Genomic DNA, 22383 nt, shown 5'->3' on the forward strand with positions numbered 1-22383 from the left:
CTGAATTTAACTACGGGCAATAAGATGGGGGAGACGAATATGGCCTTGTTTGGCAGCGTTCCAAGCGGCCTCCACTGCCGCTTGATCCTCCCAACGAGTGAGCAGATCCATCGCGCGCGCTAGCTTTCTGGAGTATGAAGCCTCCCAGGCCAAGCTTGGCATCTCACTACGGAGCTGCTCGTACTGCAGCACACGCATAGCAATTCGTGGGAGGTGGGCTTCAAAGACACGACTTTGGCTACAACCTAGGCACATATCAAATTCGTGGCAGGTATCTGTAGTGGTAGCTCCCTCATAGTCAGGGTTACTAGAGTCCGCACAGGCTACGTACAAACCTGGTGTAGTACCGACGACACCTTTTGGATGCGTGCTCCCACGAAAACTTCTAGCCGCCTCTACATATTTAGTTTGCAAGGCGAAGATACCAAGATCGGAAACTTCTTTCTGCGCCCACCCCCCGATGTATTTTGACAGGGTAGTATCAAAATTTTTGTGATTTAAAGAATGCATGAGAGACGAACAAAGCTCTTCAAAGTTTTGCGCCTCCCGCATGAATTTAAGCATTTCTTTGGATGCGAAAACCTTACGAAAGCGACGACTATCGAGCGATGTTAGGCGTTGCCTTACGAGATCTCCGTTATCACCGGTTTCAACTTCCCAAATCTCATGCCGATCCATGAAACAACGAATGGCCCTGCTGAATGGTTCAGTTGTGTAGAAACTCATCACACCATCCTTCCCTTGGAATAGCCAAAGAGAGTCATTGGCAGATGAATCAGCCATTTGGGTTAAAGGCTCTGTATACCAAATGAGGAATCGCAGCACAGAGTACAATCCACCGTCCTCGATTTTGATGTAAGTATCATCAAATTCACGATCCCCTTTTTTTCCGCGTGCCTTGACACCCCTAACTCGGCAATTAGAAGGATCAATCGGATCCTTCCAGTCCAATGGGCTCAACTCAGCACCATTCACCTTATAAGATCGCTTCCAAGTCAGCACCACTTCTTTATTTTTTCCTGAGAAAATCAGGAAAAAAATCAGAAACGGCGTCAATGAGCCGCGAGTCGGAACTTCCTTCTCGGCAAGCCTTTTAAAAGGAAGCGAATTGGGGCCCTGACTCTCATTACAGACGAGCTTTACGCGCTCTAGGAACTCATCAGCTTCAACGGGCATTTTTTCTCTGAGTCGTGCCAGAGCATGGCTGACTGTGCTGCGCGCAGTACTGGAAATGTTTGGTTCCCCAGTGCCTGCGCTAAATCGATGCGAAAATTTGCTCACATAGATATTCACTACATCAGCCCATTCCGAACAATCTTTTACTGATTTGATCTCGCTTGGCAAAGTTCCATCCGCAATAAGCTTAGCGAACAACTCAGCCTCACTCATGACTTGATGTATATCACTGACACAGGCACTTATGATTTGGTACATCACAGCGTCGCTATATGGCCGAATCGGATCATCACTATCGGCAAGATACACGGGAAGGGTATAGACCTCAGGAACCACACTTGTGCCCAGTAGGATCTCGAAAACGCGTGTGAAAGCGCGAAAGAACGCTGCCTTGTACCGACTCTTCTTATCGAGCAGACGGAGGCTGTTTCGCCATTCACACAGGAGCATGAAACTTAAATCTTTGCTCGATTCAAGCTGCACTTGTTTGTGACGGCAGTACGCGAAAAACTCCCCAATGGCCCACCGGCTCTGGCTCGCCATGCCTATGCTCCACTGGTTGTTAATGCACATAGTTTTCAAAGCACGAGCAAGTGCATCAACAGCCCAAGGAAAGTCTTTATTGAATTCTGAATAAAAAAAACGACAGGGTGACGTAGCTAACCAGTGCAACTCTTGCGTTGTAGCGTCAGCCACATCCACCGTGAGTCTGAGGGTCTTACCTTTAGCCTTGCCATTTTTGGCAGTCCATTGCCATGTGACTGAATGCGGATAGAGGCCATCCTCGTCCCTGTGATCCATGTGGTGGACTTTTTCGGCCTGACGGAGCGCATCCTCTACGTCGTGCTTGATTCGCTTGCGTCCCATTCCTCAGGCCCTCCCAAACCTATGGTCAACAGAGTAGTTGATATAAGTTTATGAGCCAGGGCGCCAAACCCGGCCATGGCGGCATATTGCCCAAACACAAGGTCACCCAGGAAATTGCCGAAACCCGTGGCGTGCTGATGGGCGAGGATTGCATCTCACCGTCGCGCCACAGCGCCTTCTCGACACCGATCGAAATGATGCAGTTCATCGCCCAATTGCGTGAACTGTCCGGCGGCAAGCCAGTGGGGTTCAAGTTCTGCCTCGGCCACCCGTGGGAATTCATGGGCATCGCCAAGGCCATGCTGGAAACCGGCATCCTGCCCGACTTCATCGTCGTCGATGGCAAGGAAGGCGGCACCGGCGCAGCGCCCGTGGAGTTCACCGACCATATCGGCGTGCCACTGCGTGAAGGCCTGCTGTTCGTGCACAACACCCTGGTCGGCCTGAACCTGCGCGACAAGATCAAGCTGGGCGCCAGCGGCAAGATTGTCAGCGCCTTCGACATCGCCAGCGTGCTGGCCATTGGCGCCGACTGGGCCAACTCGGCACGCGGCTTCATGTTCGCCATCGGCTGCATCCAGTCGCAAAGCTGCCACACCAACAAATGCCCGACCGGCGTGGCCACGCAAGATCCGCTGCGCCAGCGCGCGCTGGTGGTGCCCGACAAAGCCCAGCGGGTGCTGAACTTCCATCACAACACGTTGCGTGCCTTGGCAGAAATGCTGGCGGCGGCAGGCCTGGAGCATCCGGCACAACTGGAGGCCAAGCACCTGGTGCGGCGCATTTCGGCCACCGAAATCAAGCTGTTCTCGCAGATGCATGTGTTCTTGAAGCCAGGTGAGCTGCTGACCGGCGAGGTGAACGGCCAGTTCTATTCGCGGATGTGGCAACTGGCCCGGGCGGACAGTTTCGAGCCGCACAGCGAAGTGGCGGCCTGAGAGAACGCTGGGGCCGCAAGGCGGCCCCACGTCAGGTCAGGAGGCTGTACTCGTCACACCTTGTGCGTCTTTCGGCGCCAGGCGGAACGTGTAATACAGCACTGTCAGCAGCACCAGGAACGCCGGGCCGATGTACAGGGCCACACGCGTATCCTCGAAGTACGCCATCAGCCCCACCACCAGCACCAGGAAAGCCAGTGCCAGATACGAGCTCAGCGGCCACAGCCACATGCGGTACTTCAGTGCCTTGCGCTCGGCCGTGGTAAGGCCGGCACGGAACTTCAGCTGCGCCAGCAAGATCATCACCCAGGTCCAGATCGCACCGAAGGTGGCGATCGAGGTCACCCAGACGAAGACCTTTTCTGGCACCAGGTAGTTGGCCAGCACGCCCAGCAGCAACGCGCCGATCGACAGCAGCAGCGCATTGCGTGGCACGCCGTTCTTCGAGGTGCGGGCGAAGGCCGCCGGCGCCTGGCCGTTCTGTGCCAGGCTATAGAGCATGCGCCCGGTGCTGAAGATGCCGCCGTTGCACGATGACAGCGCCGCCGTGATGACCACGAAGTTGATGATGCCGGCGGCGGTCTTGATGCCGAGGCGCTCGAAGGTCATGACGAACGGGCTGCCCTGGCTACCGATTTCGTTCCACGGGTAAATCGACAGGATCACGAACAACGCGCCGACGTAGAACAGCAGGATGCGCCAGAACACCGAGCCGATGGCCTGCGGAATGGTCTTTTGCGGGTTGCGTGCTTCACCTGCGGTGAGGCCGATCATTTCCACACCCAGATAGGCGAACATCACCATCTGCAGCGACATCAGCACGCCGGTCACACCATTGGGCATGAAACCGCCGTTGCTCCATAGGTTGGAGATCCCCACTGCCACACCGTCATTGCCAAAGCCGAAGGCAATGATGCCGATGCCGCCAAGCACCATGGCGATGATGGTGACGATCTTGATCAGCGCGAACCAGAACTCGAACTCACCAAAAGCCTTCACCGCCACCAGGTTGACCGCGCCCATGCTGCCCAGCGCCGCCAGGGCCCAGATCCAGCGCGGAACGTCGGGGAACCAGATGCCCATGTAGATGGCCACTGCCGTGATTTCGGCAACACAGGTCACCAGCCACAGGAACCAGTAGTTCCAGCCGGTCAGGAAGCCCGCCAATGGGCCGAGGTAATCCTGGGCATAACGGCTGAACGAGCCGGCGACAGGGTTGTGCACGGCCATTTCACCAAGGGCGCGCATGATCACCAGAATGGCCAGGCCGCCGATGATGTAGGACAACATGATGGCCGGGCCAGCCATTTCGATCGCCTTGGCCGAACCGAGGAAAAGACCGACACCGATACAGGCGCCCAGCGCCATCAGGCGGATGTGCCGTTCGCCCAGTTCACGCTTGAGCGGGCCGCCTTCAGTGGCCTGGCCGTGGGCAGAGTGGTTGCCGACTGGCATAGCAATACAACCTCATTTTGTTATTGGATTTGACCTTCGTGCCGCCGCGACCAAGCCGATAGGCGTGGCATTGGCTTGCCAGGCTGGCCTTGTGGACCGGCCCGTGTGCCGGAGTAGAGCGCCCGGCAAGGCGAAGGGGGCGAGCAGTATAGGAAGACCGTTGTAGGAGTTTTCACTGTATATATGCAGAAATTTGGCTAGAACTCTGGGGCCGCCACACGCCCCAAAAATCGCCGGGGCACCATAGCAACATCGTCCGTTGAAGGAACCCACACCAAAGCCGCATAGCCCCACATGACTTTTTCCTTCTTCTTACAAATTTTTCACCCTATCCACTCAACGTCTAAGCTTCAGACAAGCAAGACGAAAATACTTGGCCGGATAGAAGATTATGGGCGCACTGTGGCAATCGGAACCAAGCAGAACGGAAGCACCCGAGATACCTCCGGCCGAGACGCCACAACCCAAGTCCCCCCGTCAGCGTCGGCTATGGTGGCGGCTGATCATCCTCATCCTGCTGGTGGCGCTGGTTGCCATCGGTGTTGCCGCGTATGACGAATTCCGTACCTCTGAACTGCAATCGCGCGAGTTCAGCAAACTGGCCAGTACACTGACCTATTCGCTGCAACCCGGTCCCAGCGATGCCATCATCTACCCCGGTGACGGGCCGTTCGACAAACGCCTGGGCTATAGCGCCCTGGGTGAATTCCTGCCACGCCTGCTCAAGCGCGACTACCTCATCAGCGAACAGGTGAAGTTCTCACCCGCATTGATGAACTACGTCGATCATGGGCTGTTCGCCCCCTATATCGAGAAAATCCAGGCCGGCCTGTCGATCACCGACTGCCGCGGCGACACGCTGTACCAGTACAACTACCCCCAGCACCTGTACCCGGACTTTGCAGCGATCCCTCCCGTGATGGTCAACAGCTTGCTGTTCATCGAAAACCGCGACCTGCTGGATACCCAGGACCCACGTAACAACCCGGCAGTGGACTGGCCACGCTTTGCCAAGGCCGCCTACAGCCAGGTCGCCAAGTACCTGGCCCTGCCCGGCCAGTCTGCCGGCGGCAGCACCCTGGCCACACAGCTGGAGAAATATCGCCACTCACCCGACGGCCTGACGGTGTCGGGCGCGGAGAAGATCCGGCAGATGATTTCTGCCAGCGTGCGTGCCTACCAGGGCGGCCCCGACACCACCGAGGCACGCCAGCGCATCGTGCGCGACTACCTCAACAGCGTACCGCTGTCGGCTGTGCCTGGGCATGGCGAGGTGCATGGCATGGCCGAGGGCCTGCGGGTGTGGTACGGCGCCGACTTCGACCAGGTCAACCAGGCCCTGAACGCCACCGCCACCGACCCCCAGAGCATGGCCGCACGTGGCCTGGCCCTGCGCCAGGTGCTGTCGCTGATGATTGCCCAACGCCGCCCCTCGCATTACTTGTCCAAGGGCCGGGTCGAGCTGGCCGAACTGACCGACGCGCACATCCGCGTGCTCGCCGCCAACAAGGTCATCGATCAGCCACTGGCCGATGCCGCGCTGGCCAGCAAGGCGGTGTACCGCGACTGGGTCGCGCAGCCGACCATCGTACCGATCATCACCAACAAGGGCATCAGCCTGGCGCGCAACCGCCTGTCGGCCATGCTCAATCGCCCGCTGTACGACCTCGACCGCCTCGACCTGTCAGCCACCAGTACCTTGCAGGCCGACCTGCAGCTGCAGGTTAGCCAGTACCTGAAAAACCTTGCCGACCCGGAGTTTGCCGCACAGATAGGCCTGATCGGCGAGCGGCTGCTCACTGCCAAGACCACCGACCAGGTGAGCTACAGCTTCACCCTGTTCGAACGCACCGCCGATGGCTCGCGGGTACGGGTGCAGACCGACAGCACCAACCAGCCCTTCGACATCAACGAAGGCAGCAAGCTGGAGCTGGGCTCAACTGCCAAGCTGCGGGTACTGACCACCTACCTTGAAATTATCGCCGAGCTGCACGACAAGTACGCTGGCAAACCTGCCGCCGAGCTGAAGAAGGTCGAAGTGGCCGAACTCGACCGCATCACGCAATGGTCGCTGGAATGGCTGGCGCAGAACAGCAAGAACCAGAGCCTTGACGCCATGCTCGACGCCGCGCTCGAGCGCAAGTATTCGGCCAACACCGGTGAAGCGTTTTTCACCGGTGGCGGGATGCATGTGTTCAACAACTTCCGCAAGGAAGACAACAACCGCAACCCGACACTCAAGGATGCACTGCGCGAGTCGATCAACCTGCCGTTCATCCGGCTGATGCGCGACCTGGTGCGCTACGTGACTTACCAGCAGCCGTACAACCGCGTGCCGCTGCTCAAGGACGATGCCGACCCGCGCCGCCAGGAGTACCTTGCGCGCTTTGCCGACAAGGAAGGCACCAACTACCTGATGCGCTTCTGGAAGAAGTACCAGCGTAAAACCTCGCAACAACGCCTGGACACCTTCCTCGACAGCATGCGCGTGACCCCACAGCGGTTGGCGGCGGTACACCGCTACCTGTTCCCAGAGGCAGGCCAGGAAACCTTCAACGCGTTCGTGCGTGCCCACCTCAAGGGCGACAAGGCCGTGTTGGGCAAACTGACCGATGGCCGTCTGTCAGAGATGTACGCAGCTTACGGCCCCGGCAAGTACGACCTGCCCGACCAGGGTTACATCGCCAAGGTCCACCCGCTGGACCTGTGGCTGCTTGGCTACCTGCTGAAGAACCCAAGCTCGACACTGACCGAGATGATCAACGCCAGTCGTTTCGAACGCCAGGAGGTATACGGCTGGCTGTTCAAGAGCCGCCACCAGGGCGCCCGTGACAGCCGCATCCGCACCATGGTCGAAATCGAAGCCTTCCTCGATATCCACCAACGCTGGAAACGCGTGGGCTATCCATTCGACCACCTGGTGCCCTCATTGGCCACCGCCATCGGCAGCTCCGGCGACCGCCCCGCTGCCCTCTCCGAACTGGTCGGGATCATCCAGAACGACGGTGTTCGCCTGCCGACCCTGCGCATCGACACCCTGCATTTCGCAGCCAACACACCCTACGAGACCAAGCTGATCACAGACCCTGACCGGGGCGTGCGAATTCTGCCAGTCGAAGTGGCGCGTGCACTCAAAGGCGCCATGTCGCAAGTGGTCGATGCAGGTACCGCGCGGCGTATTTCCGGCAGCTTCAAGCTGCAGGACGGCACCCCACTGGTGATGGGCGGCAAGACCGGTACCGGCGACAACCGAATCGAGAGCTTTGGCGCCGGCGGCCGGCTGATCGGCTCGCGCTCGCTAAACCGCACCGCCACCTTCGTGTTCTTCCTCGGCGACAACCATTTCGGCACGCTGACCGCCTTCGTGCCGGGTCGCACGGCAGAAGCGTTCAAATTTACTTCGGCGCTGCCAGTGCAGGTGCTCAAGGGCATGGCACCGATCCTCATGCCATACCTGCAGCCTGGCAATCCGAATGAGTGCAAGCCGCCACAGGTTGCCCTGCACTCACCACCACCGACAGGGAACACATCGACGCAGTAGATGATAATCATCAGCATTGAAGGGCTTGTCTTTAGATATATCTTGAGTAATATCTTAAGATATATCGCAAACGACGGAGCCCTATCCTTATGCGCGAACATCCCCCTCATGATCCCTTCGAGCGGCGCCCCGCCCGTGGCGAGCGCGGCCCGCGTGTCTTCGCCCCGGGTGACCTCAAGCTGCTGATGCTGGACTTGCTGGCCGAGCAGCCCGGCCACGGTTACGACCTGATCCGCCAGATCGAAAATCTGTTCGACGGCAGCTACAGCCCAAGCCCTGGGGTGATCTACCCCACGCTGAACTTCCTCGAAGAGGCCGAACTGATCAGCGGCCAGGTACAAGGCAGCAAACGCCTCTACGCCATCACCGATGCCGGCCGCAGCGCCTTGGTGGATCAGGCAGTAGCCCTGGATGGCGTGCGCATGCGCATCGAGGTCAGCAAACGCGCCCTGCGCGGCCACGACCGCCCACCAGAGATTCATGAAGCGGTCGGCAACCTGCGCCATGCACTGCACATGCACAGCGGCCGCTGGACAGTGGAAGAAATCGAACGGGTCCGTGACCTGCTCAACCATACCGCCAAGGCCATCGCCTCCGGGCCCACCGAACCTTTCAGGGAGACGCCCCATGAGTGACACCATTCACCGCGTAAACCACGAGATCCGCCAGCGCCGTCTGCAGGTGCTGCGGGTCATCGAGCTGACCCCGCGCATGCGCCGCATCACCCTGGGGGGTGCCGAGCTGCAAGGCTTTACCAGCATGGGCAGCGACGACCATATCAAGCTGCTGTTCGCCGAAACGCCGGAGCAACAACAGGCCATCGAGGCCCGTAATCTGGGCAAGGACGGTGGCGCGCGGCCCACCATGCGCGAGTACACACCACGGCGCATCGACCTGGTGGCACATGAGCTGGACATCGACTTCGTGCTGCACGGCGACGGCCCTGCCTCTACCTGGGCCGCGCAAGCCGCGCCTGGGCAAACCCTGGACATCGCAGGGCCACGGGCCTCGCTGGTGGTGCCGGATATTTTCGACAGCTACCTGCTGATCGGTGATGAAACTGCCATCCCGGCCATTGGCCGTCGGCTGGAGGAGTTGCCAGCGGGCCGCCAGGTGCTGGCAGTGATCCAGATCGAAGACGAGCACGAGCGCCAGCCTCTGCCAAGCAAGGCGCAGGTGGAAGTGATCTGGGTACGTCGCCAAGAGGAAGACTTGTTGGAACTGGTGCGTAACCTGAGCTTGCCGCAAGGCCGGCTGTATGCCTGGGTGGCGCTGGAAAAAGCCCTGACTCGCCAGGCCAAGGCGTTGTTGCTGGAGAAAGGGGTGCCGGAAGATGCGCTAAAAGCTGCAGCCTACTGGCGGGCCAACGGGACTGCGGACGACGAGTGATCGTGATTGCCTGATCTGCCGTCTTCGCCGGTGCCACGCAAAGCGCAGCCTGCTTCGCGGTTTAAACCATTTGATAAGACCAAGCGGTTCAGCCCCAAGCACCTCAGAAAAGCTCGACCGCCAACAGCCTATCTACAGGGGGCCGCGCCACGTTGTTGCTTACCAACGAAGGTCTCGCTGCCCCGCCAGGGCCTGCGGTCCAAGCCATTGAGCCCCACGCAACAATGGCGTCAGCTGCGCTTCAGGCTGCAGCTGGAACACCACCTGCGCCTGGCGTCCTGGCAGGTCGGCATCCACGGTCAGTTGATGTTGCCCTTGCTGCGCCAACTGCCCGCGCAGGTGCCAGCCACTGCGGCAATCCATTTCCAGCCAGCCGTGCCCAAGGCCCAGGGACCAAGGGTCGCTGAGGGCTAGGTCGGTTACGATCACGCGGCCTTCACTGGCCTGGCATTGGCGCCCTGCCCCCTGCATCCTCAACACACCCTGCCACTGGCCGGCCAGGCGGTAATCCGTCGAGACCGTCGCCAAAGCCCCCTTGGCTGATGCCTCCAGCCGCCAATGCCAAGGCCAGCCTTCTGCACGCAACTGCCAGGCCTGGCCCTGGAACCCCACTTGCGCATTAGCCTGCAAGCGCCAGGGCTGCAGCGTCCAGCGCAAAGGCCCGACCGGCCCCCATTGTTGTGCCTGCCCTTGCCAGAGGCTTCCACCAACATCGCGTACCGGCAGGCCGAACGCACGCACCACCCAATTGGCCGGAAGCTCGATAAACAGCGTGAGCACGAATACCAGTGGCACCCAGGCCATTGCTGCACTGCGGCTCATGGCTGCACCACCAGGTCGAATCGCAAAGCCTTGCCCTGCTGCTCCAGCCCCCATTGCAACGGCAATGCGCCTTCTGCACGCAGGCTCTGCACCCAGCCTTGCAGCATGCGCTCATCGGCCACCTGCCCACGCAGTTGCCAGGCCTTGCCTTGCGTATCGACTTCAATCAGTTCGACCCCACGGGCCTGGGCCGACTGACGTAGCCGCTCCAGGTTCAAACCGGGCCCGCCTTGGAGGCTGGCCGCCTGTTCGGCCAGCACACGCCACTGGCCAAGCACGCGCCATTGCGCAATGCCTTCGCGCAGGGCCAGGAAGGCCAGCAGCAGGGCGATCAGTCCCCAGGCGAACGTGATGCGATGACGCTGCAGCCAGTCACGGTTCATGAGGCTGCTCCCAGGTCGAAGATCACTTGGCCATCTTGAACCTGCACTGTGGCGCCAGCGGCAGCCGCCATATCAGGCCATGGCGGCGCACTGCCCTCGCCCTCCAGGCGCAGGTGCCAACGCTGACCATCGAAGCGCACCGCTTGCAGGCGCAAGCCGGGGTTGTCACGCAGCCAGGTCTGCAAGCGAGCCTGCAGGTCGTCGAGCTGACGTGTACGCAGTTGCTGCTGCAGTACGCTCTCGCGCAGGCGCTTGAGGGCCTGTGCCGCGTGCCGAGGGCTGGCCTGCTCGCCGGTCACGGCAATGACCTGGCTACGCCAGAGTTGTGCCTGACGCCATTGCTGGCTCAACCACAGGCCACCCCAAACGGTGGCCAGCACCAGGCAAGCTGCCAGCAGCCGCTGCTGCTGGCGGGACGCCGCCGGCAACGAGCGCACCTTGCGGGCGCGGTCGAACAGGCCGGGCAGTGTGTCGAGCGGCGCAAATACGGTTGGCCAATTGCCGCTCAGCAACGTCTTGTGCAGCCCTGCCCACGGTGGCTGCGGCACGCCACCCAAGGCATCAGGCCACGCCAGCCAGTGCTCCTGTCCATCTTCGGCCAAGCCTTTGTAGAGCGACATGCCGGGGGTGCGTTGCCATTGCCAGGCGCATCCTGGCTCGGGTGGTGGCAGCAGCTGCAGCTCCGCCCAGCAACGTACCGTCTGCAAGCCCCATTCGGCGCATTGGCCACGCCAGTCATCCAGCTGCTGACGCGCCACTACCAGCAGACGAAGGTACCCCGGTTCACGGGCCAGGCAAGCACAGGCCACCTCATGCGGGGCCTGCAGCAAGCGATCCTCAAGCAGCAAAGGCCACTCTTCGCGCTTGAGCCCGGGCGGGGCCGGCACGCGAAAATGGCTGCACGCCTCGGCAGGCAGAATCAGCGCAACATGGGCCTGCGGGTTGGCCGGTGGCTCGCCCTGCCCCTCGCTTTGCAAAATACCGTCCTGAACCAGTGCCCAGTGCCAGACAGCACCCGGGCGCAGCAGCAGCCACGCCTGGGCCGGCATACGCCGCCGCCATTCAAGTTTCATGAGCGCCCCCATGGAAGGGCGAAGGTGCAGACATAGGTGGCTCCATCACGCAGCAGTTCCAGACGCACACCACGACCTGGGTGCACCGGTTGGTCAGAAGGCCAGGCCAGCCAGCGGCCGCCCTGGTAGTACAGAACGTTCATGGCGCTGACCTGGTCGAGTCGTTCGCGCTGTACCCAGCGCGGGGCGACAGCGGCGTACAAGTCCGCCGAGCTTTCCAGCAGCAGGCGTTGCTCGCGGGCCTCGAACCGCAGGCGCTGGCGTTGCAGGCGCGAGCCACCTTCGGCTGCCGGCAGGCCGGTGCTGGCGACCCACAGCAACTGGTTGCTGGCGGGCTGCCAGTCCAGCCAACGGCTGGCCAGCGGCAGACGCTGGTCGTAGACACGGCGCAGCACCGGGCTGTCGAAGCGCCGCTCCAGGGCCAGGCAAAAGTCCAGCACCGAGGTTTGCCGAGTGGTGTCCTGCAGGCGTTCGCGCACCTTCAGCCAGCCATTGACCAGCGCGGCGAGCATGATGCCAAGAACGGCAGTCAGGGCCACGGCGACCATCAGTTCGATCAGGGTCAGGCCGGTTTGGCGGTGTTTCATGGGTGCTCCAGAAACACGGTGTACTGGCCCAGTGGCAGGCGCTGGTCGCGGTCGGCGAACAATTGCAGTTCGCCACGGCGCAGGTCTCGCACGCCGGTGCGGCGCAGTTGCAATTGCCAGTGACACAGTTGGCCACCTTGGCCGAGCTCGCCAGCTACCTGGTTTTCGGCGGGCCAGTACTGCTCGACGGCAAAGCGGGCTTGCAGCTCACGCGCGCACAACAGGCCAAGGCGGTGCTGTTGCAGGTTGTCCTGCACTGCCAGCCGCTGGCGCAGTACCTGGCTGGTGATCACCGCCAGCACAGCAGCGATTGCCAGGGCTACGGTCACCTCCAGCAGAGTGAAACCACGCTGTGCTTGCTTCATGGCACTAACCACATGCCATCGGTGCGGCTCCAGGCCCATTGCTGACTGCCATCGGCCCAGCGCCAGCGCACGCTACCCGCCTGCGCCCAGCCATGCGGCGTGAACAGTACGCGCGGTTGCGGGCTGGCCGGCCAGTCCGGGTGCAGGCCCTTGGGCCAGTCGCCGAGCGGGACCGCTTCGACCACCCAGGCATTGCCCTCGCGGCGGACGAACTCCGGTCGCTGGCCATTCCAGCGCAACCCGCGCAGTTGCCCCGCATGCCGGGCCAGTGCGGCCTGGCCGCGGACCTCGACCGCCAGCCGTTGCAGGGCCTGCTCGACACTGGCCTGGCCGTTGCCAAGGCCGGCCACCGCCAGCCCGGTCATCAGCCCGGCGATAGCCAACACCACCAGCAGCTCGATCAGGCTGAAGCCACGCTGACCGCGCACCGGTTACAGCGCCCAGTTACCCAGGTCGGCATCCTGGCCTTCGCCGCCCGGCAGGCCATCGGCGCCCAGCGAGTACACATCGACCCGGCCATGTTCACCGGGCATGCGGTACTGATAAGGGGTGCCCCACGGGTCTTCCGGCAGGCGACGCACGTAGCCATCACTGCGCCAGGCCCGAGGCAGCGGCTCCTGAGCCGGCTTTTTCACCAGCGCGGCCAGGCCCTGTTCGTTGCTGGGGAAGCGCAGGTTGTCCAGGCGATACATGTCCAGCGCCTGCTCCAGGGTGGCCAGGTCGGCCATCACCTTCTGCTTCATGGCCTTGTCCTGGTTGCCCAGCACGCTGGGCGCTACCACGGCAATCAGCAGGCCGATGATAAAGATCACCACCATGATTTCCATGAGGGTGAAACCGCGTTGGCGGTTACGTCGATGCTGCATGGCAATACTCCTCGTCGTCACAATTGCAGGCCCTGGTTGAGTTGCATGATCGGCAGCAGCACCGCCAGCACGATGAACAGCACCACGGCGCCCATCACCAGGATCATCAGGGGTTCGAACAGCGCCATGGCGGTATCGACCTGGCGGGCAAAGCCGCGCTCCTGGTCGTCGGCCACGCGCTCGAGCATGTCCGCCAGGGTGCCGCTGGCCTCGCCGCTGCCAACCATGTTCACCAGCAGCGGCGGGAATTGCTGGCTGGCATCCAGCGCACGGTGCAGGCTGGTGCCGCCCTGCACGTGCTGGCGCACCTGCTCCATGGCCAGGCGGATACGCCGGTTGCCGATGGTTTCGGTGGCCACTTGCAAGGCTTCGAGCAGGGCCACGCCACTGCCACAGAGAATCGCCAGGCTGCGCGCCAGACGCGCGCTTTCCAGCACCTGCAGCAGGTTGCCAATACGCGGCAGGCGCAGCAGCAGCTGGTCGCGACGCAGGCACCAGTGCGGTTTGCGCAACAACCAGCCAGCCAGCCCCCCGAGCAACAGCGCCACCCCTAACAACCAGGGCCCGGCGTGCACCAGCCCCTGGCTCAGGCCGATCAGCAACGAGGTGATCAGCGGCAGGCTTTGCCCGGCATGGGCGAATTGCTCGGTGAGTTTGGGCACGACGAACGTCATCAGGCCAATCACCACGGCCAGCGACACACCCATCAGCACAGCGGGGTAGATCAGCGCTGTGCGGGCCTTGTGTTGCTGGCGTTGCACCTGCTCCAGGTGGTCGGCCAAGCGGGTCAGCACCTGGGCCAGGTGCCCGGAACGTTCGCCGGCCTCGACCAGCGCGCAGTACAAGCCAGTGAACGGTGCGCCCTGCCGGGCCAGGCTGCGGGCCAGGCCCAGGCCTTCGGCGAGTGAGCCGCGCAAGGCCACCAGCACACTGTGCAGGGCAGGCTGACGCAGTTGCCGTTCAAGGGTGGCAAGGGCATCGACCAAGGGAATGCCGGCCCCGGTCAAGGTGGCCAGCTGACGGGTCAGCTCACACAGCTGGGCGCGGCTCAGGCGCTGGCGTCGGGGTTGTCGGCTGCCGGCGTCATGACGCTGCAACTGGCGGGCGAACAGGCCCTGCTCGCGCAACAGCTGGCGGGCGTGGCGTTCACTGTCAGCCTGCAGGCTGGCCTTGTGCGATTTGCCGGCGAGGTCAACGGCCTGGTAGAGATAGGTCGGCATGCCTTAGCCCTGCACCACGCGCAGCACTTCGGCCAGGCTGGTCTCACCGCGAGCCAGGCAATCGCTGGCCATCGCCACCAGGCTTTGGCGCCGGTCAGCCAGATAGTCCTGCATGGCCAGCTCACTGGCGCCGTCGTACAACAGGCCGATGAGCCCAGCGTCCAGCTCGATGAATTCGTACAACCCCAGTCGCCCGATATAACCGCTGCCCTGGCACTGCTCGCAACCCACGGCGTGATAAGAGCAGCCCAACGCCGCAAGCTCAGGCCATAGCTCGCGCTCGGCAGCCTGTAGCGGGTGCGCCACGGCACAGCTGCACAAACGCCGCACCAGGCGCTGGGCCAGGACGCCGCGCAGGCACGAGGCGATCAGGAAGGGCTCGATGCCCATGTCGCGCAGGCGGGTCACTGCGCCTACCGCACTGTTGGTGTGCAAGGTCGACAGCACCAGGTGGCCGGTGAGGCTGGCCTGCACGGCGATCTGCGCAGTCTCCTGATCGCGGATTTCGCCGAGCATGATCACGTCAGGGTCCTGACGCAGGATGGCGCGCAGGCCACTGGCAAACGTCAGCCCGGCACGCGGGTTGATGGCGGTTTGGCCAATGCCGGCGATGGCGTACTCCACCGGGTCCTCGACGGTGAGGATGTTGCGGCTGCCATCGTTGAGGCTGTTCAGGCTGGCGTACAAGGTCGTGGTCTTGCCCGAACCGGTCGGCCCGGTGGACAGCACAATGCCGTTGGGCCGCGCCAGGCAACTGCGCAGGCCCTGCAATACCGCTGCCGGCATGCCCAGGTTATCCAGCGCCAGCAGGCTGGCCTGCTTGTCGAGCACGCGCATCACCACCCGCTCGCCGTGGATGCCGGGCAAGGTCGAGACTCGTACGTCCACTTCGCGCCCCGCCGCGCGCAAGGTGATGCGGCCGTCCTGGGGCTGACGCTTTTCCGCAATGTCCAGGCGGGCCATGACCTTGATCCGTGATACCAGCATGGCCGACAACGCACGTGGAGGACGCAGCACCTCACGCAGGTGGCCATCGACCCGCAGACGCACCACCAGGCTCTGCTCGAAGGTCTCGATATGGATATCCGAGGCGCGCAGCCGCAGCGCCTGGCCGAACAGGCCGTTGATCAGGCGGATCACCGGGGCTTCGTCGTCGCTTTCAAGCAGGTCTTCGATGCGCGGCATCTCGCTCATCAGGCTATCCAGGTCGACCTGGTCGCCGATGCCTTCGATCAACGCTTCGGTGGCGGCATCGCCGGCCTGGTACAGCTGGCCAAGGCGCTCGTCGAACAGCGCAGGTTCCAGGTATTCGAGCAGGCTTGGCTGGCCATGCACACGCAGCAACTCCTGCAACTGGGCATTGTCGGCGTCGGGCCGCAGCCATAGCTGCCAGCCCTGCTCTGCCGGAGCCATGGCCACTCCGCTCTGCCGTGCCTGGCGATAGGGCAGCATCACCAGTCACCGCCTTCCAGGCGTGCGCGGCTGGCGGGGAATACCTGCAACAGCCGCGTGCCCTCTGCAAGGTCCGGCAACTGCAGCGGTGTGGTCTGCTGCAAGGTGCGGTACTTGTCTTCACTGAGGCCCGCCAGGCTCGGCCCGTCGCGCAGGATACGCGGGCGGATGAACACCATCAGGTTCTGCTTGGTATTGCGGGTGGCATCGGAGCGGAACAACCGGCCAAGATAAGGAATGTCGCCGAGCAGTGGCACACGCTGGTCGCTGGTACTCAACTCGTCGCTGATCAGCCCGCCAAGTATCACCAGGCCGTTGTCCTCGACCATGACCTTGGTCTTGATCTCGCGCTTGTTGGTGATCACGTCGCTGGCCGAGCTGGTGTCGGCAATCGACGACACCTCCTGGACGATGTCCAGGCGCACGCTGTTGTCGATATTGATCTGCGGCTTGATGCGCAGCTTCACCCCGACTTCCTTGCGCTCGATGGTCTGGTACGGGTTGGCGTTGTTCTGCGTCACGGAGCCGGTGACGAAGGGCACCTCCTGGCCGACCAAAATCGACGCTTCGGCGTTGTCCAGGGTCAGCAAGGTGGGCGTGGACAGCAGGTTGAAGCCGCTCTTGCCCTTCAGCGCGTTGACCAGCATGGCGAAGTTGAAGCCACCGCCGAAATGGCCGATGCCCGCCGTGGCACCGGTGGTGGTGGACAACAGATCGCCCAGGGCCTCGTTGTCGCCACTGGCGGCGGCGCCGGCGATGCTGGCGATATTCACCCCGTTACTGCCGAAGTTGACGATACCGGCGCCGAACTTCTCGTCGGCGAACAGCCACTGCACGCCCAGCTCCTGGGCGCTGCTGTCGGACACCTCGGCGATGATCGCTTCGACCACCACCTGGGCACGGCGAATATCCAGTTGCTCGACAATGGCCCGGTACGCCGCCAGCTCGCTGTCGGGGCCGACCATGACCACGGCATTGGTACCTTCTTCGTATTCCAGGCGGATGCCCGAGCCACCGGCGGCTGGCACCACCGGCCGGTCCTTGCCCTCTGCCTCACCCGCGCCTTCAACCGGCACCGCCCCTTCCTGGCTGAGCCCTCGCAGCACCTTGACCACTTCGCCGGCATTGGCATGGCGCAAGTAGATCACCTGGGTGCTGCCGCTGCCCGGTGCCTCTTGAGGGCGGTCGAGCTGGCGCAGCAGGCTGGCGATGCGTTCGAGGTTGCTGCGCCAGTCAGTCACCACCAACTGGTGCGCCGCCGGGTACGGTGTAATAACCCCAACCCGCGGGTCGATCAGCGGTTTGAGGATGCCCAGTACCTGTTCGCTGGCGGCGTTGCGCACGCTGAATACGCGGGTGGCCACGCTGTCGCTGCCCTCGCCCTGCTGCCCGCCCGCCTCCACTGGCACCGGCTCCAGGCGCGCGGCCTGGTCGGGCACGATTTTCACGCTGCCGTTGGGCAGGTCGACGGTGGCATAGCCCTGGGCGCGCAGTTGGGCCAGGAAGATGTCGTAGATGGCGTCGGCGTCGTGCAGGTCGACGGTGCGCACGGTGACCTTGCCCTTGACCCGGGGGTCGACGATGAAGGTGGTGCCGGTGATGCGCGACACGCTGTCGATGAACTCGCCGAGTTCGGTATCGACGAAATTCACTTCGTACATCGGCGTACCGTTGTCATCGAACACCGGCTCTTGGGCATAGGCCATGGACAAGGCCAGGCTCAGCGCAGCCGCCATGCAGTATCTAACAGGCATCGTTCATCCTTGCCGCTTGAAGCCGGTCACGGCGGGGCGTGGCGGCCAGGGCAGGCGCTCACGCCGCCCCTGGTTGTTGAAAATCAGGCCATCGCTGTCGATGTCCTGCAGCACGATCCCTGGCGCCAGGCGCTGACCGCGGGCCAGGGTGCGCACTTGCTCGCCGTAGCGCAGCACCACCACACTGGCGGCCAATGGCTGGGCCTTGAGGCCGCCGAGGTATTGCAGCGGCAGACGAGTGATGGTGATGGCGCCGTCGTCGGGCGGCGCCTGCCAGTGACCAACCATCAGCCCGGGCAGCGGGCTGTCGGCCACCGCAGGCGCCGTGGCCGGGTGTGGCTGCCGGCTCAACTGCAGCACACACTGCGCAGAAAGCCAGCCGGCCAGGGTCAGGCCAGCACCGGTGAGCAGACGCGAGGTGAGCATCACGAGGCCAATTGCCGTGGGTGCCAGCCTGGGTGCCCCTGCACGTAACGCACTTCGGGCAGTTGCAGCGGCGCCAGTTGCCAATCCTCAGGCTGGCGGGCGAGCCAGGCCTCGACCCGCTGCCACAGTGGCTCGCCGGCCTGGCTTTCGAACTGCAGGCCAAAGGTGCGGCACAGGCCCTGCACCGGCTCCAACCCCGTGATGCGCTTGCCTTGCGGGCTGTAGCTGACGCTCCAGGCCTGGCCCTGCCAGCGCGGCAGGTCCTGGCTGTTGTCCAGCAGCAGCGGGTCACCGAACAATTGCTCAGCGGCGTTTTCCAGCACTTGCTCAACCTGCCGGGCCGGTGCCTCGACCACTGGCGCGGGGTAGCCTCCGGTAAGGCTGATCAGATGTTCGCGGGTAATGGCCGCCCCCGCTGCCAGCGGGTAGTCATAACGCAAGCCCGGCAGCAACACGGGCATGCTGCTATCGTCGGCCAAGGCTTGATGCAGCAGGCAGTCCCAGCTACCGCCACGGGTATCGCGGCGCCACAAGGCCTGGGGCGCGCGGGCCAGCGGCTGGTCGAGCCAGGCCGCGTGGCCGGCCCGTTGCTGGCGCAGTTGCGCCTGCAATTGCGCGACACGCAGCTGCGCGGCAGGCGCCAGTTGCTGTTCAAAGGCCGGGAAAAAACGCCCGTCGAACTGCCACTGGCCGGCCACACGCTGGCAGCGCAGGCGGAAGGCACCGCTGCCCCGGCAGCCGGCAAACAGCACCGGCACGCGCCGACCGCTGGCCTGGGTGGCCTCGACCGGTGCGGGCCACAGGTCCTGACCACGGGCGCACAACAGCACGTCGATTTGCGGCACCCGTTCAGCCAGCCACAGGCCGGGGCCCGTGCCTGCATCGGCCATGGCCACCACAAGGTCAGCCTCGTGCCGGGCTTGTTCGAATACCGGCAGCAGAGACTGGTACCACTGTTTGAGTGAGGCTTTCTGGTCCTGGGCGTACGGGTCGGTCACGCCAACCACTGCAATACGGGCACCGCCGCGCTCGAAAACGTGCAGGGCTTGCACGCCCAGTGCCTGGCGTTGTGCGTCAGCCAGCCCGGCGCCGAGGGTAATGGCGCTGGCCTGGCGATACAGGCCCGTGCTGCGTTGCGGCCACAGCACACGCTCATCGCTGCTGACCCGCGCTTCGATGCCCAGCAGCTGGCTGCCTTGCACGCCACTTTCGCCCTGGGTCAGGTAGGCCAGGCCACTGCCATTCCAGCCCTGGCCGTTTTCCAGGGTCAGGCTGTTGCCCGCACCGGCCTCGCCACGCAGTTGTTCCAGCAACGCCGCGAGTACCGCATAACCGCCCAGCTGGGCTGTCGTTGCCTGGCGGGCATCGAGCAGCGGCGCCAGTTGCGGGTAGGCGATACTGGCGCTGCGGCCGGTCATCCAGGGCGCACGGCCCAAGTGGCTGACCGGCCCCAACCGGGTAGCCGGTACCACCGCCTGGCCAGGCTGGCGGGCATCGAGGGTATCGGCGACGTACAGCAAGTCGAGCTGGGCATTGCCGCCCTGCTGCCCTGGGAAGGCTGTGCAGGCGCCGAGCAGCGGTGCCAAGGCACCGATACCCATCCAGCCGATCACTTCGCGCCTGTGCACACTGCTCGCCATCGCATCCGCCATCCTTAACCACGTCCATTCAGGGACCCGGATGTTGCGGCGTTGGCATTACAGTTTGATGGCAGAAATCCGACAGCAATTCCAATTTGATCTGTAGACCAAAAATTTAAGAACTGGCAGTTTTAAAAGCTCGTTAACATTTCTGCCAAGGAATCATCACACTTGCGCCTTAAAGTCGCGGTTTCCTCCAACTCAGCCAACACAAGGACACCCTGATGAGTCGAGATACCGGCGACAACCTGGACCGGAACCAAAGCGGCAACCTGCCGATGGCCAACGTCATGGACGCCTACCTGAGCCGCCGCAGCGTGATGCGCGGCAGCCTGGGCGCCGCCATCGCCATGATTGCCGGTACCGGCCTGACAGGCTGCTTCGACGGTGGTGGTTCCGATCACGATGATCCGGTCACCGAGCCACCGGTGACCGAACCGCCAGTCACCGAGCCGGAAGTGCCGAAACTGGCACTGGGCTTCCAGTCCATCCCAGGCTCGCGCACCGACGCCTGTGTGGTCGCCGCCGGCTACAGCGCCTACGTGCTGGCGCCCTGGGGTACGCCACTGAACAGCAACGGCAACCCGTGGAAGTCCGACGGCAGCAACACCTCGACCGACCAGGCCAACGCCATGGGCATGCACCACGACGGCATGCACTTCTTCCCCATCAACGGCAGCTCGGAAGACGGCCTGCTGGCGATCAATTTCGAGTACATCGACACTGCCGCCCTGCACCCGGCCGGCCCCACTACCGATGTCAACGGCAAGCGCCCAGTTGAAGAAGTGCGCAAGGAAATCAACGCACACGGTGCGGGCGTCGTACGCCTGCAGAAAATCAACGGCCGTTGGCAGGTGGTCGACAACGACCCGCTGAACCGTCGCTTCACCACTGCTTCACGCATGGAGATCACCGGCCCGCTGCGTGGCACCGACCACGTCAAGACCAAATACTCCACTGCTGGCACCCACTGCCGTGGCACCAACAACAACTGCGGCAACGGCTATACCCCGTGGGGCACCTACCTGACCTGCGAAGAGAACTGGCCGGGCATTTTCGTCAACAAAGGCACCCGCCCCGAGGACCAGCGCCGCATTGGCGTGGGCACTTCCAGCGGCCAGTACAAGTGGGAAAGCGCTGCCGGTGACGCCAGCGAAGTGGACGACGAATTCGCCCGCTTCGACGTTACCGTCAAAGGCGCCAGCGCCACCGACGACTATCGCAACGAAGCCAGCACCTACGGCTACATCGTCGAGATCGACCCGTACAACAGCAGCACCCTGGCCACCAAACGCACCGCGCTGGGCCGCTTCCGTCACGAAGGCTGCGCCCCCGGCCTGCCCGTCGCCGGCAAGCCGCTGGTGTGGTACATGGGTGACGACTCGAACAACGAGTACCTGTACAAGTGGGTGTCCACCGCCGTGTGGGACCCCGCCGACGCCACCCCGGCCGACCGCCTGGCCACCGGCGCCAAGTACCTCGACCAAGGCAAGCTCTACGTGGCCCGCTTCAATGCCGACGGCACCGGTGTATGGCTGCTGCTGGACGTGGCCACCGCCACCACCGCCGGCAGCACCCTGGGTGCGCTGTATGGTGACCTGCCGGGCATCATCCTCAACACCCGTGGTGCCGGCGATGCCGTGGGCGCAACGCCGATGGACCGCCCGGAGTGGACCACGGTCAACCCGCTGAACGGCGACGTATACCTGACCCTGACCAACAACAGTGCACGCACCCCGGACAAGGTCGATGCAGCGAACCCACGCGGCCCGAACCGCCACGGCCACATCATTCGCTGGCACGAAAGCGACGACCAGCTGAGCTTTACCTGGGACATCTTCGTGTTCGGCGCCAACGCTGCCGGCACCGCCGACATCAACCGCTCCGGCCTGACCGAACTGAACCAGTTCGCCAGCCCCGACGGCATGAGCTTCGATAGCCGCGGCGTGCTGTGGTTCGAGACCGACAACGGCGAAACCACGTTGACCGACTACACCAACGACCAGCTGCTGGCGGTGATCCCTACTGACCTGGTGGATGCCAGCGGCAAGCAGGTGCCGGTGAACGCACAGAACCAGGTGGACCTGCGGCGCTTCTTTGTCGGGCCAAATGGTTGCGAGGTGACCGGGATTACCTTTACCCCGGACAACAAGACGCTGTTCGTCAACATTCAACACCCGGACAACTGGCCGTATACCGACAAGGCAACCGATGCAACGCCGGCTGGGGCTACTGTACGGCCGCGGGCTTCGACGGTGGTGATCCAGCGTATTGATGGTGGGGAGATCGGGACCGTTTGATCCCGTGCCGGTCAGCCAACTTTTGCTGGCTGTACCGGCCTCTTCGCGGGCAAGCCCGCGCCTACGGGGGGTTCACTGGTTTCAGAACCAGCGTAGGGGCGGATTTGCCCGCTAAGAGGTCGGTGAACG

18 protein-coding genes and 1 pseudogene are annotated in these 22383 nt (G+C 63.1%); 5 read left to right on the forward strand and 14 right to left on the reverse strand.

Annotated elements, in window-relative coordinates; all coding sequences use genetic code 11:
• Positions 1-6: 6 nt before the first annotated feature.
• Positions 7-2043, reverse strand: a complete 2037-nt coding sequence (locus tag ACF8FB_RS01420) for a hypothetical protein (protein WP_392510912.1) — start codon at positions 2041-2043, stop codon at positions 7-9.
• Positions 2044-2093: 50 nt separating this feature from the next.
• On the opposite strand from ACF8FB_RS01420, the pseudogene ACF8FB_RS01425 reads away from it, so the two are divergent.
• A pseudogene (locus ACF8FB_RS01425) lies at positions 2094-2981 on the forward strand (glutamate synthase-related protein); the annotation flags it as partial.
• A 36-nt stretch (positions 2982-3017) separates the two neighbouring features.
• Here ACF8FB_RS01425 and ACF8FB_RS01430 read toward each other — a convergent pair.
• Positions 3018-4436: an amino acid permease gene (locus ACF8FB_RS01430; RefSeq protein WP_003254987.1), complete on the reverse strand. Its 1419-nt coding sequence runs from the start codon at positions 4434-4436 to the stop codon at positions 3018-3020.
• 391 nt (positions 4437-4827) lie between these two features.
• Between ACF8FB_RS01430 and ACF8FB_RS01435 the strand changes: the two genes are divergently transcribed.
• The 3 genes from ACF8FB_RS01435 (at position 4828) to ACF8FB_RS01445 (ending at position 9366) form a co-directional block, all read left to right on the forward strand.
• Positions 4828-7977, forward strand: a complete 3150-nt coding sequence (locus ACF8FB_RS01435) for a transglycosylase domain-containing protein (RefSeq protein WP_392510914.1) — start codon at positions 4828-4830, stop codon at positions 7975-7977.
• An 89-nt stretch (positions 7978-8066) separates the two neighbouring features.
• Positions 8067-8612 carry a PadR family transcriptional regulator gene (locus ACF8FB_RS01440; RefSeq protein WP_012051380.1) on the forward strand — a complete coding sequence of 182 codons (546 nt, stop codon included), beginning with the start codon at positions 8067-8069 and terminating at the stop codon, positions 8610-8612.
• Entirely contained in the window at positions 8605-9366 is a 762-nt protein-coding gene (locus ACF8FB_RS01445) for a siderophore-interacting protein (RefSeq protein WP_392510916.1), read from the forward strand. Before ACF8FB_RS01440 ends, ACF8FB_RS01445 begins: the two co-directional genes overlap by 8 nt.
• Positions 9367-9525: 159 nt before the next feature.
• On the opposite strand, the gene ACF8FB_RS01450 is transcribed toward ACF8FB_RS01445, so the two are convergent.
• The 12 genes from ACF8FB_RS01450 to ACF8FB_RS01505 are packed head-to-tail and all read right to left on the reverse strand — an operon-like array spanning position 9526 to position 19954.
• Positions 9526-10188: a hypothetical protein gene (locus ACF8FB_RS01450; protein ID WP_392510918.1), complete on the reverse strand. Its 663-nt coding sequence runs from the start codon at positions 10186-10188 to the stop codon at positions 9526-9528.
• The gene (gene gspM, locus ACF8FB_RS01455) at positions 10185-10571 is read right to left on the reverse strand and encodes a type II secretion system protein GspM (protein ID WP_010952229.1); all 387 of its coding nucleotides are present in this window, start codon (positions 10569-10571) and stop codon (positions 10185-10187) included. Before gspM ends, ACF8FB_RS01450 begins: the two co-directional genes overlap by 4 nt.
• Positions 10568-11644: a type II secretion system protein GspL gene (gene gspL / locus ACF8FB_RS01460; protein WP_392510920.1), complete on the reverse strand. Its 1077-nt coding sequence runs from the start codon at positions 11642-11644 to the stop codon at positions 10568-10570. Before gspL ends, gspM begins: the two co-directional genes overlap by 4 nt.
• Positions 11641-12231 (reverse strand): type II secretion system protein, encoded by a 591-nt coding sequence (locus ACF8FB_RS01465; protein WP_392510922.1) that lies wholly within the window; start codon positions 12229-12231, stop codon positions 11641-11643. Before ACF8FB_RS01465 ends, gspL begins: the two co-directional genes overlap by 4 nt.
• The gene (locus tag ACF8FB_RS01470) at positions 12228-12596 is read right to left on the reverse strand and encodes a type II secretion system protein GspI (protein WP_392510923.1); all 369 of its coding nucleotides are present in this window, start codon (positions 12594-12596) and stop codon (positions 12228-12230) included. Before ACF8FB_RS01470 ends, ACF8FB_RS01465 begins: the two co-directional genes overlap by 4 nt.
• Entirely contained in the window at positions 12593-13024 is a 432-nt protein-coding gene (gspH, locus tag ACF8FB_RS01475; RefSeq protein ID WP_060489318.1) for a type II secretion system minor pseudopilin GspH, read from the reverse strand. Before gspH ends, ACF8FB_RS01470 begins: the two co-directional genes overlap by 4 nt.
• A 3-nt stretch (positions 13025-13027) precedes the next feature.
• A complete protein-coding gene (gspG, locus tag ACF8FB_RS01480; protein ID WP_003254997.1) occupies positions 13028-13462 on the reverse strand; it encodes a type II secretion system major pseudopilin GspG in 435 nt (144 codons plus the stop codon).
• 17 nt (positions 13463-13479) lie between these two features.
• Positions 13480-14682 (reverse strand): type II secretion system inner membrane protein GspF, encoded by a 1203-nt coding sequence (gene gspF, locus ACF8FB_RS01485; RefSeq protein ID WP_392510924.1) that lies wholly within the window; start codon positions 14680-14682, stop codon positions 13480-13482.
• Positions 14683-14685: 3 nt separating this feature from the next.
• The gene (locus tag ACF8FB_RS01490) at positions 14686-16134 is read right to left on the reverse strand and encodes a GspE/PulE family protein (protein WP_392510968.1); all 1449 of its coding nucleotides are present in this window, start codon (positions 16132-16134) and stop codon (positions 14686-14688) included.
• Positions 16134-17870, reverse strand: a complete 1737-nt coding sequence (gspD, locus tag ACF8FB_RS01495; RefSeq protein WP_392510969.1) for a type II secretion system secretin GspD — start codon at positions 17868-17870, stop codon at positions 16134-16136. Before gspD ends, ACF8FB_RS01490 begins: the two co-directional genes overlap by 1 nt.
• Before the next feature lie 21 nt (positions 17871-17891).
• Positions 17892-18314: a pilus assembly protein PilZ gene (locus ACF8FB_RS01500; RefSeq protein WP_049588493.1), complete on the reverse strand. Its 423-nt coding sequence runs from the start codon at positions 18312-18314 to the stop codon at positions 17892-17894.
• Entirely contained in the window at positions 18314-19954 is a 1641-nt protein-coding gene (locus tag ACF8FB_RS01505; RefSeq protein ID WP_049588491.1) for a lipoprotein UxpA, read from the reverse strand. Before ACF8FB_RS01505 ends, ACF8FB_RS01500 begins: the two co-directional genes overlap by 1 nt.
• Before the next feature lie 224 nt (positions 19955-20178).
• Between ACF8FB_RS01505 and ACF8FB_RS01510 the strand changes: the two genes are divergently transcribed.
• Positions 20179-22254 (forward strand): PhoX family protein, encoded by a 2076-nt coding sequence (locus ACF8FB_RS01510; protein WP_392509154.1) that lies wholly within the window; start codon positions 20179-20181, stop codon positions 22252-22254.
• Positions 22255-22383 lie beyond the last annotated feature (129 nt).

Origin of the sequence: Pseudomonas sp. yb_2, from assembly GCF_043103905.1 — a bacterium.
Taxonomy (GTDB): domain Bacteria; phylum Pseudomonadota; class Gammaproteobacteria; order Pseudomonadales; family Pseudomonadaceae; genus Aquipseudomonas; species Aquipseudomonas alloputida.

Coding starts and splice junctions, on each gene's coding strand:
- gspL (WP_392510920.1), bottom strand. CDS start 11,644: ATGAAACTTGAATGGCGGCGGCGTATGCCGGCCCAGGCGTGGCTGCTG.
- ACF8FB_RS01445 (WP_392510916.1), top strand. CDS start 8,605: ATGAGTGACACCATTCACCGCGTAAACCACGAGATCCGCCAGCGCCGT.
- ACF8FB_RS01510 (WP_392509154.1), top strand. CDS start 20,179: ATGAGTCGAGATACCGGCGACAACCTGGACCGGAACCAAAGCGGCAAC.
- ACF8FB_RS01450 (WP_392510918.1), bottom strand. CDS start 10,188: ATGAGCCGCAGTGCAGCAATGGCCTGGGTGCCACTGGTATTCGTGCTC.
- ACF8FB_RS01500 (WP_049588493.1), bottom strand. CDS start 18,314: ATGCTCACCTCGCGTCTGCTCACCGGTGCTGGCCTGACCCTGGCCGGC.
- ACF8FB_RS01470 (WP_392510923.1), bottom strand. CDS start 12,596: ATGAAGCAAGCACAGCGTGGTTTCACTCTGCTGGAGGTGACCGTAGCC.
- ACF8FB_RS01435 (WP_392510914.1), top strand. CDS start 4,828: ATGGGCGCACTGTGGCAATCGGAACCAAGCAGAACGGAAGCACCCGAG.
- ACF8FB_RS01505 (WP_049588491.1), bottom strand. CDS start 19,954: ATGGCGAGCAGTGTGCACAGGCGCGAAGTGATCGGCTGGATGGGTATC.
- ACF8FB_RS01490 (WP_392510968.1), bottom strand. CDS start 16,134: ATGCTGCCCTATCGCCAGGCACGGCAGAGCGGAGTGGCCATGGCTCCG.
- ACF8FB_RS01420 (WP_392510912.1), bottom strand. CDS start 2,043: ATGGGACGCAAGCGAATCAAGCACGACGTAGAGGATGCGCTCCGTCAG.
- gspD (WP_392510969.1), bottom strand. CDS start 17,870: ATGGCGGCTGCGCTGAGCCTGGCCTTGTCCATGGCCTATGCCCAAGAG.
- gspG (WP_003254997.1), bottom strand. CDS start 13,462: ATGCAGCATCGACGTAACCGCCAACGCGGTTTCACCCTCATGGAAATC.
- ACF8FB_RS01465 (WP_392510922.1), bottom strand. CDS start 12,231: ATGAAACACCGCCAAACCGGCCTGACCCTGATCGAACTGATGGTCGCC.
- ACF8FB_RS01440 (WP_012051380.1), top strand. CDS start 8,067: ATGCGCGAACATCCCCCTCATGATCCCTTCGAGCGGCGCCCCGCCCGT.
- gspM (WP_010952229.1), bottom strand. CDS start 10,571: ATGAACCGTGACTGGCTGCAGCGTCATCGCATCACGTTCGCCTGGGGA.
- ACF8FB_RS01430 (WP_003254987.1), bottom strand. CDS start 4,436: ATGCCAGTCGGCAACCACTCTGCCCACGGCCAGGCCACTGAAGGCGGC.
- gspF (WP_392510924.1), bottom strand. CDS start 14,682: ATGCCGACCTATCTCTACCAGGCCGTTGACCTCGCCGGCAAATCGCAC.